At 74.8% G+C, this 14,774-nt stretch carries 15 protein-coding genes; 9 read left to right on the forward strand and 6 right to left on the reverse strand.

The window, feature by feature from the left end:
- From AB0I60_RS22975 to AB0I60_RS23000, 6 genes are all read left to right on the forward strand, one after another.
- On the forward strand, positions 1 to 1,164 hold the full coding sequence (locus AB0I60_RS22975; protein WP_360732775.1) for an LLM class flavin-dependent oxidoreductase: 1,164 nt from the start codon (positions 1 to 3) through the stop codon (positions 1,162 to 1,164).
- 21 nt (positions 1,165 to 1,185) lie between these two features.
- Positions 1,186 to 1,947 carry an IclR family transcriptional regulator gene (locus AB0I60_RS22980; RefSeq protein WP_360732777.1) on the forward strand — a complete coding sequence of 254 codons (762 nt, stop codon included), beginning with the start codon at positions 1,186 to 1,188 and terminating at the stop codon, positions 1,945 to 1,947.
- 75 nt (positions 1,948 to 2,022) lie between these two features.
- On the forward strand, positions 2,023 to 2,964 hold the full coding sequence (locus AB0I60_RS22985) for an ABC transporter substrate-binding protein (RefSeq protein WP_360732778.1): 942 nt from the start codon (positions 2,023 to 2,025) through the stop codon (positions 2,962 to 2,964).
- 900 nt (positions 2,965 to 3,864) lie between these two features.
- Positions 3,865 to 4,449, forward strand: a complete 585-nt coding sequence (locus tag AB0I60_RS22990) for a nitroreductase family protein (RefSeq protein WP_360732779.1) — start codon at positions 3,865 to 3,867, stop codon at positions 4,447 to 4,449.
- Between the two features lie 206 nt (positions 4,450 to 4,655).
- Complete coding sequence (locus AB0I60_RS22995) at positions 4,656 to 5,645, forward strand: hypothetical protein (RefSeq protein WP_360732781.1); 990 nt, start codon at positions 4,656 to 4,658, stop codon at positions 5,643 to 5,645.
- 130 nt (positions 5,646 to 5,775) lie between these two features.
- On the forward strand, positions 5,776 to 7,236 hold the full coding sequence (locus AB0I60_RS23000) for an aldehyde dehydrogenase family protein (protein ID WP_360732783.1): 1,461 nt from the start codon (positions 5,776 to 5,778) through the stop codon (positions 7,234 to 7,236).
- Positions 7,237 to 7,312: 76 nt separating this feature from the next.
- Here AB0I60_RS23000 and AB0I60_RS23005 read toward each other — a convergent pair whose 3' ends face one another.
- Entirely contained in the window at positions 7,313 to 8,431 is a 1,119-nt protein-coding gene (locus AB0I60_RS23005) for an MFS transporter (protein ID WP_360732784.1), read from the reverse strand.
- 108 nt (positions 8,432 to 8,539) lie between these two features.
- Here AB0I60_RS23005 and AB0I60_RS23010 point away from each other — a divergent pair, with 108 nt between their 5' ends.
- Genes AB0I60_RS23010 through AB0I60_RS23020 form a run of 3 tightly spaced genes read left to right on the forward strand, consistent with a single transcriptional unit; the run spans position 8,540 to position 10,118 of the window.
- A complete protein-coding gene (locus AB0I60_RS23010; RefSeq protein ID WP_360732786.1) occupies positions 8,540 to 8,878 on the forward strand; it encodes a winged helix-turn-helix domain-containing protein in 339 nt (112 codons plus the stop codon).
- Positions 8,878 to 9,162, forward strand: coding sequence for a hypothetical protein (locus AB0I60_RS23015; protein ID WP_360732788.1), 285 nt, complete (start codon positions 8,878 to 8,880; stop codon positions 9,160 to 9,162). The genes AB0I60_RS23010 and AB0I60_RS23015 overlap by 1 nt, the downstream gene beginning before the upstream one ends.
- A complete protein-coding gene (locus AB0I60_RS23020) occupies positions 9,159 to 10,118 on the forward strand; it encodes an NAD(P)-dependent alcohol dehydrogenase (protein WP_360732790.1) in 960 nt (319 codons plus the stop codon). The genes AB0I60_RS23015 and AB0I60_RS23020 overlap by 4 nt, the downstream gene beginning before the upstream one ends.
- A 26-nt stretch (positions 10,119 to 10,144) precedes the next feature.
- Here the strand turns inward: AB0I60_RS23020 and AB0I60_RS23025 are convergent, their stop codons facing one another.
- From AB0I60_RS23025 to AB0I60_RS23045, 5 genes are all read right to left on the reverse strand, one after another.
- Entirely contained in the window at positions 10,145 to 11,767 is a 1,623-nt protein-coding gene (locus AB0I60_RS23025; RefSeq protein ID WP_360732791.1) for a tannase/feruloyl esterase family alpha/beta hydrolase, read from the reverse strand.
- A gap of 124 nt (positions 11,768 to 11,891) precedes the next feature.
- On the reverse strand, positions 11,892 to 13,115 hold the full coding sequence (locus tag AB0I60_RS23030) for a sigma-70 family RNA polymerase sigma factor (protein WP_360732793.1): 1,224 nt from the start codon (positions 13,113 to 13,115) through the stop codon (positions 11,892 to 11,894).
- A 10-nt stretch (positions 13,116 to 13,125) separates the two neighbouring features.
- Positions 13,126 to 13,485: a YciI family protein gene (locus AB0I60_RS23035; protein WP_360732795.1), complete on the reverse strand. Its 360-nt coding sequence runs from the start codon at positions 13,483 to 13,485 to the stop codon at positions 13,126 to 13,128.
- A gap of 213 nt (positions 13,486 to 13,698) precedes the next feature.
- Positions 13,699 to 13,875, reverse strand: coding sequence for a hypothetical protein (locus AB0I60_RS23040; RefSeq protein ID WP_360732797.1), 177 nt, complete (start codon positions 13,873 to 13,875; stop codon positions 13,699 to 13,701).
- Between the two features lie 2 nt (positions 13,876 to 13,877).
- Entirely contained in the window at positions 13,878 to 14,501 is a 624-nt protein-coding gene (locus AB0I60_RS23045; RefSeq protein ID WP_360732799.1) for a response regulator transcription factor, read from the reverse strand.
- Between the last annotated feature and the right edge of the window lie 273 nt (positions 14,502 to 14,774).

The raw sequence follows: 14,774 nt of genomic DNA on the forward strand, positions 1-14,774 counted from the left end.
ATGACCATCGACCTCTGGTGGCGGATCGGCATGGCGGGGGACCCCGCCTCGATGCGCACCGCACACCGGCAGTCCCGGGGCGACTGGGCGCCGCCGGGGCCCGACAGCATCGCGCCGGGCACCCGCGACGGCGAGCCGGACGGCTACGGCCTGCTCGACTACCTGGTGCAGACCGCGCGGGCGGCGGAGTCCCTGGGCTTCCACGGCGGCCTGCTGCCGTCGTTCCCGGGCACCGACGACCCGTGGGCGGTGGCCTCCGCGCTGGCCCGGGAGACGAAGACCTACAAGTTCATGGTCGCGTTCCAGCCCGGCTTCCTCAACCCGGTGCAGGCCGCGCGGATGACCGCGAGCCTGCACCGCGCGACCGGCGGCCGGGTCGCCTACAACATCATCACCGGCGGCGGCGGGCCGCCCCAGCTCTGGTGGGGCGACAAGGTCGCGCACGACGACCGGTACGCGCGCACCTCGGAGTTCCTGGACGTGCTGCGCGGCGTCTGGGACGGCGGGCCGTTCGACTTCGACGGCCGGTTCTACCGGGTGGAGGGCGGCGGGCTGCCCGGTCCGCTGGCCGGGCTGCCGTTCCCCGAGGTGTACTTCTCCGGTTCGTCGCCGGCCGCGATCGAGGCGGCCGGGCGGCACGCCGACTACTACCTGTCGTGGCTGGAGCCGGTCGAGGCGCTGCGCGCCAAGTTCGACGCGGTCCGCGAGCGCAGCACCGCGCCGGAGTTCGCGGTGCGGATCGACGTCCTGGCCCGCGAGACGGCGGAGGAGGCGTGGGCCGAGGTCGAGCGCGGCTGGCGGCACGTGCGGCCGGAAGCGGTGCGGGCGCAGCTCTCCCGCGACGGCGGCGACTCCTTCGGCGTGCGCCGGGCGCTCGCGTTCCAGCCCGGGTCGTTCACCGGCTTCCGCGACTTCGAGGTGCGCCCCAACGTCTTCGCCGGGTTCGCGCTGATGCGGCCCGGCCCGGCGTTCGGCCTGGTCGGCAGCTACGAGCAGGTCGCCGAACGGCTCGACGAGCTGATCGACCTCGGCGTGGGCTCGTTCATCCTGGCCGGCGGGCCGCACCTGGAGGAGGCGTACCGGGTCGCCGAGGGGGTCCTGCCGCTGCTGCGGGGCCGGCTGGGCGACCGCGAGCGCACCGGGCCGGTGACCGCCCGTGCGTGACGGCGAAGGAGCGGCGGACCGGTGAAGACGACGAACGGGGCCCCGACGGGCGCGCAGGCGGTGCAGCGCGCCCTCGGCGTCCTCCAGTGCTTCCGGCACCGGGGGCCCGATTTAGGCGTCACCGACATCGCCAAGGCCATGGGGCTGCCGATCAGCACCGCGCACCGGCTGGTCCTCGCGCTGGTCGCGGCCGGGTTCCTGGAGCGCGACCCGGGCACCGCGCGGTACCGGCTCGGCACGACCGTCGCCGAGATGGGCCGGCTGCACTACTTCCAGCACGGCCTGCACCGGCTGGAACCGGTCCTCGCCCGGCTGGCCCGCGCCACCCGGGCGTCGGCCAGCATCTCGGTGCGCAGCGGGCACGACGCACTCGTGCTGATCGGCGGCGCGGTCGGCGGGGAGTCCTCGGACGGCGTCCGCGCGCCGCTGCACGCCACCGCCATGGGCAAGGTGCTGCTGGCGTGGGCGCCGCCGGGCGAGGACGACCTCGACGCGCTGCCCGACCTGGTCCGGCCGACCGACCGGACCATCGGCTCCCGCGACGGGCTGCGCGCGGAGCTGGACCGGGTGCGCGCCGCCGGGTACGCGCTCAACGACGGCGAGAGCGAGGTCGGCGTCCGGTCGGTCGCCGTGCCGGTGCCGGACGCCGACGGCTTCGGCTACGCCGCGCTCACCCTGCGGGCCACGCCCGAGCTGATCACCGACGACCGGGTCCGCTGGTTCGTCGACCAGGCGCTGGCCCGGGTGGACCGGATCGCCGCGCTGCTGCTGCCCCCGCGCTGACCGCGCATCCCCCTTCCCCCGTCACCCGGCGCGTGTCCGCGCCGGGTCCTCACCGAACTCGCATGGAGGTCCGCGATGGCCGTTCGCGTGGGATTCTTCCCGCACAACAACTCGCTGTTCGTGCTGCGGCACAACGGCATCCTGGAGCGCAGGCTCCCCGACGTCACGTGGGTGGACCTGCGGTCCCTGCCGCAGGGCGACCGGCCCGACCCGAGGTCCGGGCTGCCGACCGTGCACAGCGACCAGCTCTTCGCCGAGGGCGGCTACGACGTCATCGGCACCGGCTTCACCCCGCCGATCACCGCGCTGGGCGCGGGCCACGACGTGGTCTACCTCGGCGTGTCCGGGCCGCGCACGGAGAACGGCCGGATCGTGGTCCGCGCCGACTCGCCGATCCGGGAGGTCGCCGACCTGCGCGGTCGCCGGGTCGGCGTCGCGCACGGCTCGTGGCAGACCACGCTGCTGCTGTTCGCGCTCGACCAGGCCCGCCTGAGCTGGGCGGACGTCGAACCGGTCGACACCGGGGCAGACGCCGCGCAGCTGTTCCTGGACGGCGGGATCGACGCGTGGACCGGGTCCTACCCCGACCTGGACCGGGTGGAGGCCCGGATCGGGCTGCGCACGCTGGTCGCCACCGAGGGCCTGTTCAGCCACCCGTCGCTGTGGTTCACCCGCCGCGACTTCGCCGAGGGCCACCGGGAGGAGCTGGCGGCGATCGTCGAGGCGTTGCAGGAGTCCGACCGCTGGATCACCGAGAACCCGCGCGACGCCGCCCGGTACTTCGTGGACGACGCGGCGGCGCGCGGCGTGGACGCCGACCTGGACTCGTGGGAACGCGCGCTGCGCAACCGGCCGTTCGGGGTGCACCCGGTGGACGAGGCGTTCCTGGACGAGCAGCAGCGCGCGGCCGACCTGCTCGCCGCCAACGGCCTGCTCCCCCGCCCGGTGCGGGTCCGCGACGCGGTGCTGCCGTGGGTGGGCGACCTGGTCGCCCACACCCTGACGGCCCGCACCTGACCGCCCGCCCCGGCGTCGGCGACCGACCGGCGCCGGGGCGTCCGGCCCGCGCTCGTGCTCGTGTGTTGCGCCGGCGGACGTAGGCGGCGATGGCGGCGTTCTGTTCGGCGTGGCTGTGGTCGGTGCCGCTGAGAGCGAAGTGGCACAGGGCCGTCGGCCTCCAGGCTTTGCCCACTTGGACACCGGCTACGGCACCTGTGCTCGGCTGTCCCGCGACCTCGGGGCAGCCGAGGTGGTCGACGACCGGGCAGTGCACGACGTGCGTCGACACCGGGTGGGCCTCTCGCTGCTCACACCGACGACACCCGTCGCGCTGTCGACCACACGCTGGGACGCTGACGTCTACGCTGAGGCGATGGGCGAGGCAGGGTTGCGGGCCCCGAAATGGACTGTGCCCACCGTTCCCGAACCGGAGACGGCGCGGCGCGGGCTACTGGACAGCGGGCCTCCCGCGCCGTGCGCACGGCCGCCGGGACGGTGTCCAAGGTGATCCCGCTGCCCGGAGCCGTGGCGTCGCTCCTGATCCGTTCGGCCACGGACACGTCGATGAACGCTCCCCTGTGCGGCAGCCGACCGACCAAGCTGGTCGAGCAACAGTCCTCGCCCGTGGGATCCAGGGGCACGACTCGCGTTCGCCGCCGGGGTTGCGGTGATGGCATCGGCTGTTCTCCTCGAAGCAGCAGGAGCGGCGAGCGGGCTCGGTGCTGGTGCGACGACCAATCATCCGGTTGATCGTGGCCCGTGTGCGGTGAACGCATCCGCCATCACCCCGATGGACGCCCATGCGGTGCGACTCGCAAGTGCTGCGTCACGCGACCTTGGTCGGGTAACGGGTCCAGGTGCGGACAGGTGAGTCGGGGGCGCGCTAGCTTGGGTGCGACGCGACGACGAGGGGATCTCGTGGAGTTCCAGGACGTGGTGCGGCGCAGGCGGATGGTGCGCAGGTTCACCGACGAGCCGGTGCCCGAGCAGAGCGTGCGGCGGATCGTGCGCAACGCGCTGCGCGGGCCGTCCGCCGGGTTCTCGCAGGGGCAGGCGTTCCTGGTGTTGCGCGGGGACGAGCGGACGCGGCTCTACGACCGCATCACGCTGTGGACGTCGCCCTCGGTCAAGGACGCGCCCGTGGTCGTGGTGCCGTTCGCGGTGAAGGACGCCTACCTCGACCGGTACGCCGAACCCGACAAGGGGTGGACCGACCGCTCGGAGCAGCGCTGGCCGGTGCCGTTCTGGTACGTCGACACCGGCATGGCGGCGCTGCTGGTCCTCCAGACCGCCGTGGACGAGGGGCTGGGCGCGGTGTACTTCGGGCTCGGCGCGGACGACTTCGACGCGGTGCGCGAGGAGTTCGGGGTGCCGGCCGACCACGAGCCGATCGGGGTGATCGCCATCGGGCACGACGCCGACGAGCCGATCTCGCCCGGCGCGTCCCCGCGCACCCGCGCGCGCCGGCCGTTCGAGGAGGCCGTGCACTTCGGCCGGTGGTGAGTGCCCGACCCGCCGCGCGGCGGGTCGGGCGACGGGTCGATCACCGGACGGCTCGGTGCGCCGTGCGCTAAAGTCGCGCTCCGGCAAGGAGTCCGGGATCGGACCTGGACCACCGCCGGCAGTGCGCGGCACGCGGGGGCGTGCCCGCGTCCCGAGTCCCGCCCCCGGTGTCCGGTCGCCGACCCGTGGGCCGAAGGGGTCGTGCCGTGACCATCTACTCCCAGCACCCCAGCCGTGGCAAGGTGCAGGTGTTCGCCACCTACCGGGGCCACGCGGGCGTGGTGTCCTCGACCGTCACCAGCATCGACGACACCGGCCTGGCCGCGTCGGTGGTGGACGCGCTCAACCGGATTTCCGCCTGCGCCACCGTGCCGGTCAGCGTGCCCGACACCCGGGACGGCCGGTTCGCGCACTACCCGGCCGACCACCTGGCCGCGATCACCGACCACGCCGTGCGCCGCGACCTGCTCACCGGGGCCCACAGCCTCTGGTACGAGTACGTGAAGGCGCTGCTGCACGACTCCCTGCTGTACCTGGACGAGTGCACCGCCCGGGTCCCCGAACCGGTCCGGCTGGCGATCGAGGCCGAGGTCGAGACGGAGGTGCGCGGGTTGCGCGAGGCGCTGGCCGCACACGCCGCCGGCACCGCGCCGCCGGCCTCGGACGGTCGGCTGTGGGACTTCGGCGCCCCGTTCGTGTCCTACGGCGACGTGGACGGGCTCGGCGGCGAGGCCCGCCGGCGGCTCGACCGCGTGCAGGAGGGGCTGACCGCCGACCAGGTCCGCACCGGGGCCGCCGACCTGCGGCTGCTGCTCGACGCCTACACCCGGTGCGCCAACGACAACGCCCGGTTGCTGGTCGAGGACTTCGCCCTCACCGACGACCCGGTGGGCGACGGCGAGGACGGCTGCTTCCTCAGCGTCGAGGCCCCGGTACCGGACGGCTCGCACGACCGGGCCGGCTGGCGGGTGGAGATCTGCCGGTGGGTGCCCGACGACCCGGACGACGAGGACAGCGGCGCGACCGGCGAGCCCGTGCTGCGGTGCGCCCGTGACGTGCACCCCTCCGCCGCCGAACTCGCCGACCTGCTCGACCGCAGCGCGGGCCGGCCCGAGCAGGTGGCGGAGTGGGCGCTGACCCCGGTCGGTGAACCGTTGGCGGGCACCGCTTTCGTCGTGACCAAGAGGTACGGGTGATGACCTGTCGGTGACGACCGGGCGAAGGCGTGCGCGCACGGCCAAATGGCGGACACGGCCGCACAAGAGCAGCGCCGGCCGAGTTCGTATGCTGGCGGCAAACCCTGCTGAGGTCCGGAGGCGCTGAACCATGACCATCCACCGCGACCTGCTGATCGCCGGCTCCGACGTGCCCGCGACGTCAGGCCGCACCGTCGAGGACGTGAACCCCTTCACCGGCGAGGTCTACGCGACCGTCGCCGCCGCCGGCCCCGAGGACGTGGCGAACGCGGTGGCCGCCGCCGACGCCGCGTTCGCCGAGTGGGCGGCGGTCCGCCCGTTCGCCCGGCGCAAGATCCTGCTCGACGCGGCCGACCTGCTCGACTCCCGCGCAGAGCAGGCCGTGGAGCTGATGGCGGGCGAGGCGGGCGGCACCCGGCGGTGGGCGGCGTTCAACGTCTTCCTGGCCGCGAACGTCCTGCGCGAGGCCGCTGCGGCGGTCACCGCGCCGCTGGGCGAGGTGCTGTCCGCGCAGGAGCCCGGCGCGCTAGGGCTCGCCGTGCGGGAGCCGCTCGGCGTGGTGGCGGCGTTCGCCCCGTGGAACGCGCCGCTGATCCTGGGCGTGCGGGCGTTCGCCGCGCCGATCGCGGCCGGCAACACGGTGGTGCTCAAGCCCAGCGAGGACGCCCCGCTGGCGTCCGGGCTGTTCCTGGCCGACGTGCTGCGCGACGCGGGCCTGCCCGCCGGCGTGCTGAACGTGGTCACCAACGACCCGGCGGACGCCGCCGAGGTCGCCGAGTCGCTGATCGCCGACCCGAGGGTGCGGGCGGTGAACTTCACCGGCTCCACGGGCGTCGGCCGGATCATCGGCACGCACGCCGCCCGCCACCTCAAGCCGGCCGTGCTGGAACTGGGCGGCAAGAACGCGATCATCGTGCTGGACGACGCCGACCTGGACCACGCGGTGGACGCGGCGGTGTTCGGCGTGTTCATGAACTCCGGCCAGATCTGCATGTCCGGCGACCGGGTGCTGGTGCACGAGCGGATCGCCGACGAGTTCACCCGGCGGTTCGTGGCGAAGGTCGACTCCCTGCCCCACGGCGACCCGGCCGACCCGGAGACGGTGATCGGCCCGCTGGTCAACGAGAGGTCCGCGACGCGGGTCGCCGCGCTGGTGCGCGACGCGCGGGAGAAGGGCGCGACCGTGCTGACCGGCGGCGACGAGCCGACCGGCGCGCTGCACCGGGCGACCGTGCTGACCGGCGTGACGCCGGGGATGGACCTGCACTACGGCGAGGCGTTCGGGCCGGTGTGCGTGCTGGAGACCTTCACCTCCGACGACGAGGCGGTGGCCCGCGCCAACGACACCGAGCACGGCCTGACCTGCGGCATCCTGACCGAGAACGGCACCAGGGGGCTGGCGCTGGCCCGCCGGGTGAAGACCGGGATCGTGCACGTCAACGACCAGTCCGTGGGCGACGAGCCGCAGGCCCCGTTCGGCGGCGTGAAGTCCAGCGGCTACGGGCGGTTCGGCGGCCGGTGGGGTCTGGAGGCGTTCACCGCGACCCGGTGGATCACGCTGGCGACCGAGCACGCGCACTACCCGTTCTGATCGCCCTCCGGGTAGGAGCCCGTCCCCGACCATCCGCTGCGACGGTCGCGGGCGGGCTCCGCCGCACCGGGTGGCGTCAGCGGCGGGTGGCGGCGGCGGTGAGGGCGAGCAGGGCGGCCAGGCCGAGCAGCCCGCCGGACAGGCCGACGACCACGGCGATGCCGCCGACCAGCAGCGGGCCGCCCGCGTCGCCCAGTTCGCGGCCCACCTCGGCGCTGCCCATGGTCTGGCCCAGGCGCTCGGGCGGCGTCGCGGCGGCCAGGGCCGCGAAGCCCAGCGGGGTGACCAGGCCCGCGCCCGCGCCGATCGCGACCGCCGCGACGAGGGTCGCCGCCAGGCCCGGCAGCAGGCCCGCCACCCCGTAGCCGGCGGCGGCCAGCAGCAGGCCGGCGGCCATGCCGGCACCGTCGCGCAGGCGTCCGGCGTCGCGGGCGCGGCCCGCCCAGGGCTGGACCAGCGCCGCCGCAGCGGCCAGGGCGGAGACCGCGATGCCGGTGGCCACCGGTCCGGCGGCGGCCGTGTGCACGGGCAGGAAACCGACCCCCACGGCCAGTGCGGCGGTGGCGGCGGCGAGCGCCGCCGTGGGGCGCAGGAAACCGGGGTGGGCGAGCCTGCGGGCCAGGTCCAGGAGGGTCTGCCGGGCGCGCGGGAGCGGCGGCGCGGCGGGCACCGCGAGCAGCGCCCACCCCGCGACCGCGAGCGCGAGGCCGGCGAGCACCGCGAACAGCAGCGGGTAGCCGCCCACGGCGGTGAGCACGCCGCCCAGCAGCGGTCCGAGGGTGTAACCGAGGCCCTTCCACGCGCCGTAGCCGCCGAACGCGCGCCCGTGGCCCTCGGCGGGCGTGAGCCGGGCGACCAGCGCGCCGGCGGCCGGGGAGAACGCGGCGGCGGCAGCGCCCTGGCCGAGCCTGGCCACGGCGACCGCGCCCGCGCCGGCCTCCCCGGCGACCACGAACGCGGCCGAGGCCAGCGCGAACGCGACCAGGCCGCCGAGCAGCACCGGCCGGGGTCCGACCCGGTCGGCCAGCGAGCCGAACACGGGCTTGAGCACGACCTCCGCCCCGTCGTACACGGCCAGCAGCAGGCCCAGGGTGAGCAGCGAGGCGTGGGTGTAGCCGCCGAGGCCGGCCGCGATGCCGTGCGCGCCGAACGCGGTCACGAAACCCGCCGCGTACAGGGGGGAGAGGGACCGCATGGCGTGCACGCTAAACGAGCGCGGCCTCGTGCCGGTCCCCCTGCCGCCGGTGTCGTGCTACGGTTTCACATGTAAGAACTTTCTGACACGTGAAGGGTTGGGCTGACCATGACGCGGCCGACCGGTGACGACCTGGTCGAGGTCCTGGCCGCCCTCGCCAACCCCCTGCGCCTGCGGATCGTCGCCACGCTCGCCGGCGGCCGGGACTACGTCAGCCACCTGGCCCGCGAGATCGGCATCAGCCGCCCCCTGCTGCACATGCACCTCCAGCGCCTGGAGGCGGCCGGCCTGGTGGTCGGCACGCTGGAGCTGTCCGAGGACGGCAAAGCGATGAAGTACTACGAGGTCACCGGGTTCGACGTGCGCCTCACCGCCCCGGCGATCGCCGAGGCGGCCCTCACCCTGACCGACCCCGACAAGGGTCCCGGACGCAAGGAGCGTTCCTGATGAACGTCAGCCCGCAGGGAGGCACGACGTGGCCCGACGCGGTCCTCACCATCGGACTGGTCTTCCTCGCCGTGGTCACCGCCCTGTTCCTGTTCCAGAGCCTCCTGGACATCCGCAAGGCGCGGATCAACGCCGAGCAGGAGGAGCAGTTGCGGCAACTCGTGGGCCGCTACGAGCAGCTCGCCGAGAAGACCCTGGACGCCCAGCAGCGCACCGCCGCCGACGTGGCCGAACTGCGCACCCGCGTGGCGTCCGTCGAGCAGATCCTGCGGACCGTCGAGTGAAGGCGGCGGTGCAGCACGAGTACGGCACGGCGGAGGTCCTGGAACTGGCCGACGTCGACACGCCGACCCCGCGCGGCGGCGAGGTGCTGGTGCGGGTCCGGGCCGCGTCGCTGAACTACGCCGACTGGCTCTTCCTCACCGGGACGCCGTACGTGCTGCGGCTCGCGGCCGGGGTGCGCCGACCGAGGAGGCCGGTGCGCGGCAGCGACCTGGCCGGCGTGGTCGAGGCGGTGGGCCCCGGCGTGACCGGGCTGCGGCCGGGCGACGAGGTGGTCGGCCAGGGCGTCGGGGCGTTCGCCGAGTGCGCCGTGGCGAAGGCGGCGCACCTGGTCGCCAAACCGGCGAACCTGACGTTCGAGCAGGCGGCGGCGCTGCCGATGGCCGGGCTCACCGCCCTGCACGCGCTGCGCGCGGCCGAGTTCTCGGCCGGCGACCGGGTGCTGGTCAACGGCGCGGCGGGCGGCGTGGGGTCGTTCGCGGTGCAGCTCGCCCGGCACCGGGGGTGCGTGGTGACGGCGGTGTGCGGCGGGTCGGCCGAGCTGCTGCGGTCGGTCGGCGTGGACGACGTGATCGACTACCGGGAGCGCGACTTCACCACCGAGGACGCCCGCTACGACGTCGTGCTGGACAACGTCGGCAACCACCCGATCACCGACCTGTGCCGGGTGCTGACCGAGCACGGCACCCTGCTGACCAACAGCGGGCGCGGCGGGCGGTGGCTGGGCAGCCTGCCCCGGGTCGTCCGCGCCGGCGTCACGTCGATGCTGGTCAGCCAGCGGGTCAAGGTCGTCGTGTCCACGGTGGTGCCGGCCGACCTGGCGGAACTGGTCGCCCTGGCCGGTTCCGGCGCGATCGTGCCGCTGGTCGGGCGGACCTACCCCCTGGCGCAGGTCGCGGACGCGTTCGCGCACCTCGGCGAGGGCCACGCCCGGGGCAAGGTCGTCATCACGGGCTGAACACCCCCGACCCCCGGGGGTCGGGGTCAGGGCCTGGTCACCGGGCCCGGCAGGTGGTGCAGGTACGCACCGAGCCAGTCGACGGTGTCGTGCGGCGGCTCCTGCGGGTGCCACGGCACGAAGTTCGCCGCGTCGTCCACGCTCCCGCTGCCGTCGTACCGGGCCTGCACCGGGTACGGGAAGACCGGGCGGGTGCGGGTGACGGTCCCGTCGTCGGCGCGCGCGGTGGCGACCACGCGGTCCGGGGCGGTGCCGCCCTCGGTCCACCGGACCAGCTCCGGCAGCGGGTCGAAGGTGGTGAGGGTGTCGCCGCCGCCGCAGTGGTAGACCGCCGGGACCATGAACAGCCTGGCCCACCGCTGGGTGGCGGCGCGACCGCCCTCCCGCCGGGTCAGCCGGTCGTAGTAGTCCAGCACGCCGGCGGGCGGGATGGCCTGGTCGTTCCAGCCGTGCCAGAGGACGAGCTTGCCGCCGGCGCGGCGGAAGGCGCTCAGGTCGAGGCTCGACGCGTTGGCCCGCGACCCCTCGACGGCCAGCCGGTGCAGCTCGCCGGCGGTGAACCCGACCTGCTCGGCCGAGCTGTGCGGGGTGCCGATCGGGTAGCCGAGGTGACGCAGGTAGTTGTCCGCGAGCAGGTGCGCGAGCGAGTCGCCGAACGGCGGGTACGGGATCAGCCAGCCGTACCAGGCCAGCTCCGAACCGCGCTCCTGGCCGCCCGGGTAGAGCCGGCGGCCCCGACCGTCGACCGCTCCCCCGTACACCTTGCGCACCACCTCGACCTGTGCCGGGGTCAGGCAGGTCGGCGCGTCCGCGCCCGCCGGGCACCCGGTGGTCGCCGGGTCGAAGTCGCAGCGGCGCGGGTCTTCGAGCTGGCCGTCCACCAGGCCGTCGAGCCCGTCACAGCGGGCCAGCACCGCGTCGTGCAGCGCCGGCAGCTTCTCGCCGGTCAGCACGGGGTTGCCGGCCGCGTCGGTGTTCGACCGGGCGAGCCACGCTTCGTGCAGCACCAGCGCGGAGAAGTGCAGGGCGGGTGCGGCGGCGACGATCCCGTCGAAGTCGTGCGGGTAGCGCTGGGCCAGCAGCAGGGCCTCCCGGCCGCCGTTGGAACAGCCGTCGAAGTAGGAGGTGCGCGGGGGTGCGCCGTAGTAGGCGGCGATCACCCGCTTCGACGCCAGCGAGAGCACGTGCGGTGCCCGGAACGCCCAGTCGTCGCGGGCAGCCCGGTCGTGCGCGGCCCACCGGCCGTCGGCCGAGGGCACCACGCCCCCGCCGACGTGACCGTCGTCGGTGGTCGCCACCGCGAAGTCGCCGGGCGCGGGCGCGCACGACCGGACGGTCGGCGGCACCAGCTCGCCGCAGAACCCGCCGCAGCCCAGTTGCAGGTAGCGGCCGGAGTAGGTGGTGGGCAGCTTGAGCTGGAAGCGGACCGCCGGCTCGACGTGCCCGCGCACGTCGCAGTGCTCGGGCTCGGCCCCGGCGGCGACCGGCGTCGCCTGCTCGACGTGCACCTTCGTGCCGGGTACCTCGTAGCCGCCGACCAGGTCTGCGCACGCCCGCACCGGGCGCGGCGCGGCGGCCACCGCCGGTTCGACCGCGACCAGTGACGCCCCGGCTACTAGCAGTGCCGTGCAGAACGCGCGCGACCTCATCGTCCACCCCCATGGTCAACCGGTGGCGCGCACGCGCGAAACCCGTCCCCCGGTGCGCGCCTCCCCTGAGGCACAGCCAACCACAGGGGCACGACAGCACCGTGGGCCAGGTGCCCGCACTCGGCTACGCCGGGGCCAGGCGGTTGGCCCGTTCGGTGAGGTGGCGGCGCTCCGGCGCGCTGGTCGCCCGGCGGGCGGCCTCCCGGTACGCCGAGGACGCCCCTGCCCGGTCGCCGGACTGTTCCAGCAGGTGCGCCCGGACGGCGTGCAGGCGGTGGTGGTCGGCCAGGCGCTTGTCCCGCGCCAGGTCGGCGAGCAGGTCCAGGGCCGGGCCCGGCCCGTGCACCTCGCCGACGGCCACCGCCCGGTTGAGGGTGGTCATCGGGTTGGGCGCGGCCAGTTCCAGCAGCTCGTAGAGCGCCAGCACCTGCGGCCAGTCGGTCTCCCGCGCGGTCGGTGCCTCGGTGTGCACGGCGGCGATCGCGGCCTGGAGCTGGTAGGGGCCGACCTGCCCGCGCGGCAGGGTGCGGCCGATCAGGGCCAGGCCCTCGGCGACGAGGTCCCGGTCCCACCGGGTGCGGTCCTGGTCGGCCAGCGGCACGACGCCACCGTCCGGGCCGGTGCGGGCCGGGCGGCGGGCGTCGGTGAGCAGCATCAGCGCCAGCAGGCCCGCGACCTCGGCGTCGTCGGGCAGCAGGTCGGCCAGCCAGCGGGTGAGCCGGATGGCCTCGTCGGACAGCGCGGGCGCGGTCAGGTCCGCGCCGTCGGTCGTCGCGTAGCCCTCGTTGAACACCAGGTACAGCACGTGCAGCACGGCCCGCAGCCGCTCCGCGCGGTCCCGGGGCGACAGCGCGCCGAACCCGGTGCCCCTGATGGTCTGCTTGGCGCGGCTGATCCGCTGCGCCATGGTGCTCTCCGGCACCAGGAACGCGGCGGCGATCTGCGCGGTGGTCAGGCCGCCGACGGCGCGCAGGGTCAGCGCGACCCGGCTCGGGTCGGACAGGTCGGGGTGGCAGCACAGGAACACCAGCGCCAGCGAGTCGTCGCGGTCGTGGTCGGCGTCGGCGGGGCGGGCGAGAAGCTCGGCCTGCGGTGTCGCGGCCAGCTCGCGCCGGCGGCGGGCCTGCTCGGAGCGGATGTGGTCCACGAGCCGCCGCGCGGCCACCGTGACCAGCCAGCCGCGCGGGTTGTCCGGCACGCCGGAGGGCCACTGGGCGGCGGCGTCGAGCAACGCCTCCTGCACCGCGTCCTCGCAGGCGTCGAACCCGCCGTACCGGCGCACGAGCGCGCCGAGGACCTGCGGCGCGAGTTCGCGCAGCAGGTCCTCGAGCCGGTGGGGAGCGGTCACCGCGCGCCCGTCACGGCTGCGGGGACTCGTGCAGGATCGGCCACAGCTCCACCGGGTCGGCGTCGGCGAACGGGATGTCGGCGGCGATCTCCCGGGCCCGCTCCTCGCTCGCCACGTCGAGCAGGTACAGGCTGGCGATGTACTCCTTGCTCTCGATGTAGGGCCCGTCGGTCACCACGGCGACGCCGTTCTCCCGGCGGACGAGCTTCGCGGTGACCGCGTCGCCCAGGCCGTAGGCGCCCAGCAGCTCGCCGCTCTCCCGGTACCGGGTGTTGAACGCCTCCTGCTTGGCGATCGCCTCGGGCCACTCCTCGGCCGGGAACGAGTCCCACTTCTCCTGGTTGCCGTAGATCATCAGCAGGTACTTCACGTCGGTCGTCCTCTCTCCGGCGCACACCGCGTGGCGTGCTCTCGTCCCCCAGTCGGAGCACGCCACGCGGTTCTCGACATCGCCGCCGGAAAAACTTGCGAAAAGTTTCCCGACCCGGTGCCGGGCCTGTCGGAGCACCTGCCGGCGGGGTGGCCGCCGGAGTCTACGTCCCGTTCCCGCCGCAGGTCGGAGCGCCTGCCGGCGGGTGTGGTGTCACCGCCGCGAGGGGCGGGCGTCGCACACCGGGACCCGGAACGGGGACCGCCGGGCACCCCTCTCCCGGACGCACCGGCAGGTGTCGTCCTCGTCCGGTCGCGGGGCCCCGATCACCCCGTCGTCCGACATGACCCACGCCGCCGGCCGGGTCCGGTCCACCTCGGGCACGTCCATGGTCAGATCACTCCGTTCCGCAGGGCGTAGGCGACCGCGTGCGGCCGGTTGCGCAGGTCGAGCCGGGTCGTCATCCGGTAGAACACGTTCTTGATCGTGCGCTCCGAGTAGCTCAGCGTGGTGGCGATCTCGGCGGTGTCCAGCCCGTCCGCCATCAGCCGCAGCACCTCGACCTCGCGGCTGGTCAGCGTGGTGCGCTCGGACTCGGGCGCGACGAGTTGGCGGCGCAGCCGGCGCACGTGGCCGAGCAGGTCGGCCACCATGGTGGGCGCGACGACGCCCCGGCCCGACGCGGCGGTCAGCACGCTGGTGAGCAGCCCCTCCCCGGTGAGGCCGGCGCGCGGCAGGATGGCCACCACGCCGCACTCGACGGCGGTCGGCACGTCCGCCTCGCCGACTTCGTCGAGCACCAGCACCACCGGGATGCGCGCCCGCTCCGCGCGCCGGCGCAGCTGCGCCGCGACCTCGCCGGTCAAACCGGCGACCGCCACCACCGCGACCTCCGCGTCGACCCACCGCCCCGCACCGACCAGCGCGATCTCGGCGCGACCGCCGAGGAACCCGGTCAGGCCCGCCGCGCTCAACTGGTCCGTGGCCTGGACGACGGTCCGCACTCGCTGCTCCACCGCTGCCTCCCACACTCTCGACTCGGGTTCCGAGTGTGCGAGGTGCCGCTTCACGTCCGCTCAAACCGGTCTCAAAGCAGCCGCGCCGCCGCAGGTGGGAGGTGGTGGGCGACCGGGGCGGGCGGGCGTCACCCAAGGTGCCGATTAAGTGAGCGGTTTACGCGTTGTGGCCGTGTGATTGCGCCGTTCGCGCGAACGCGGACGGATGCCTTGTCACTGTCCGTCGCCCTCTGATATCCCGACCCGGTACAGCAGGCTCGGGCGCGAGGGGGC

Origin of the sequence: Actinosynnema sp. NPDC050436 (assembly GCF_040655415.1) — a bacterium.
Taxonomy (GTDB): domain Bacteria; phylum Actinomycetota; class Actinomycetes; order Mycobacteriales; family Pseudonocardiaceae; genus Actinosynnema.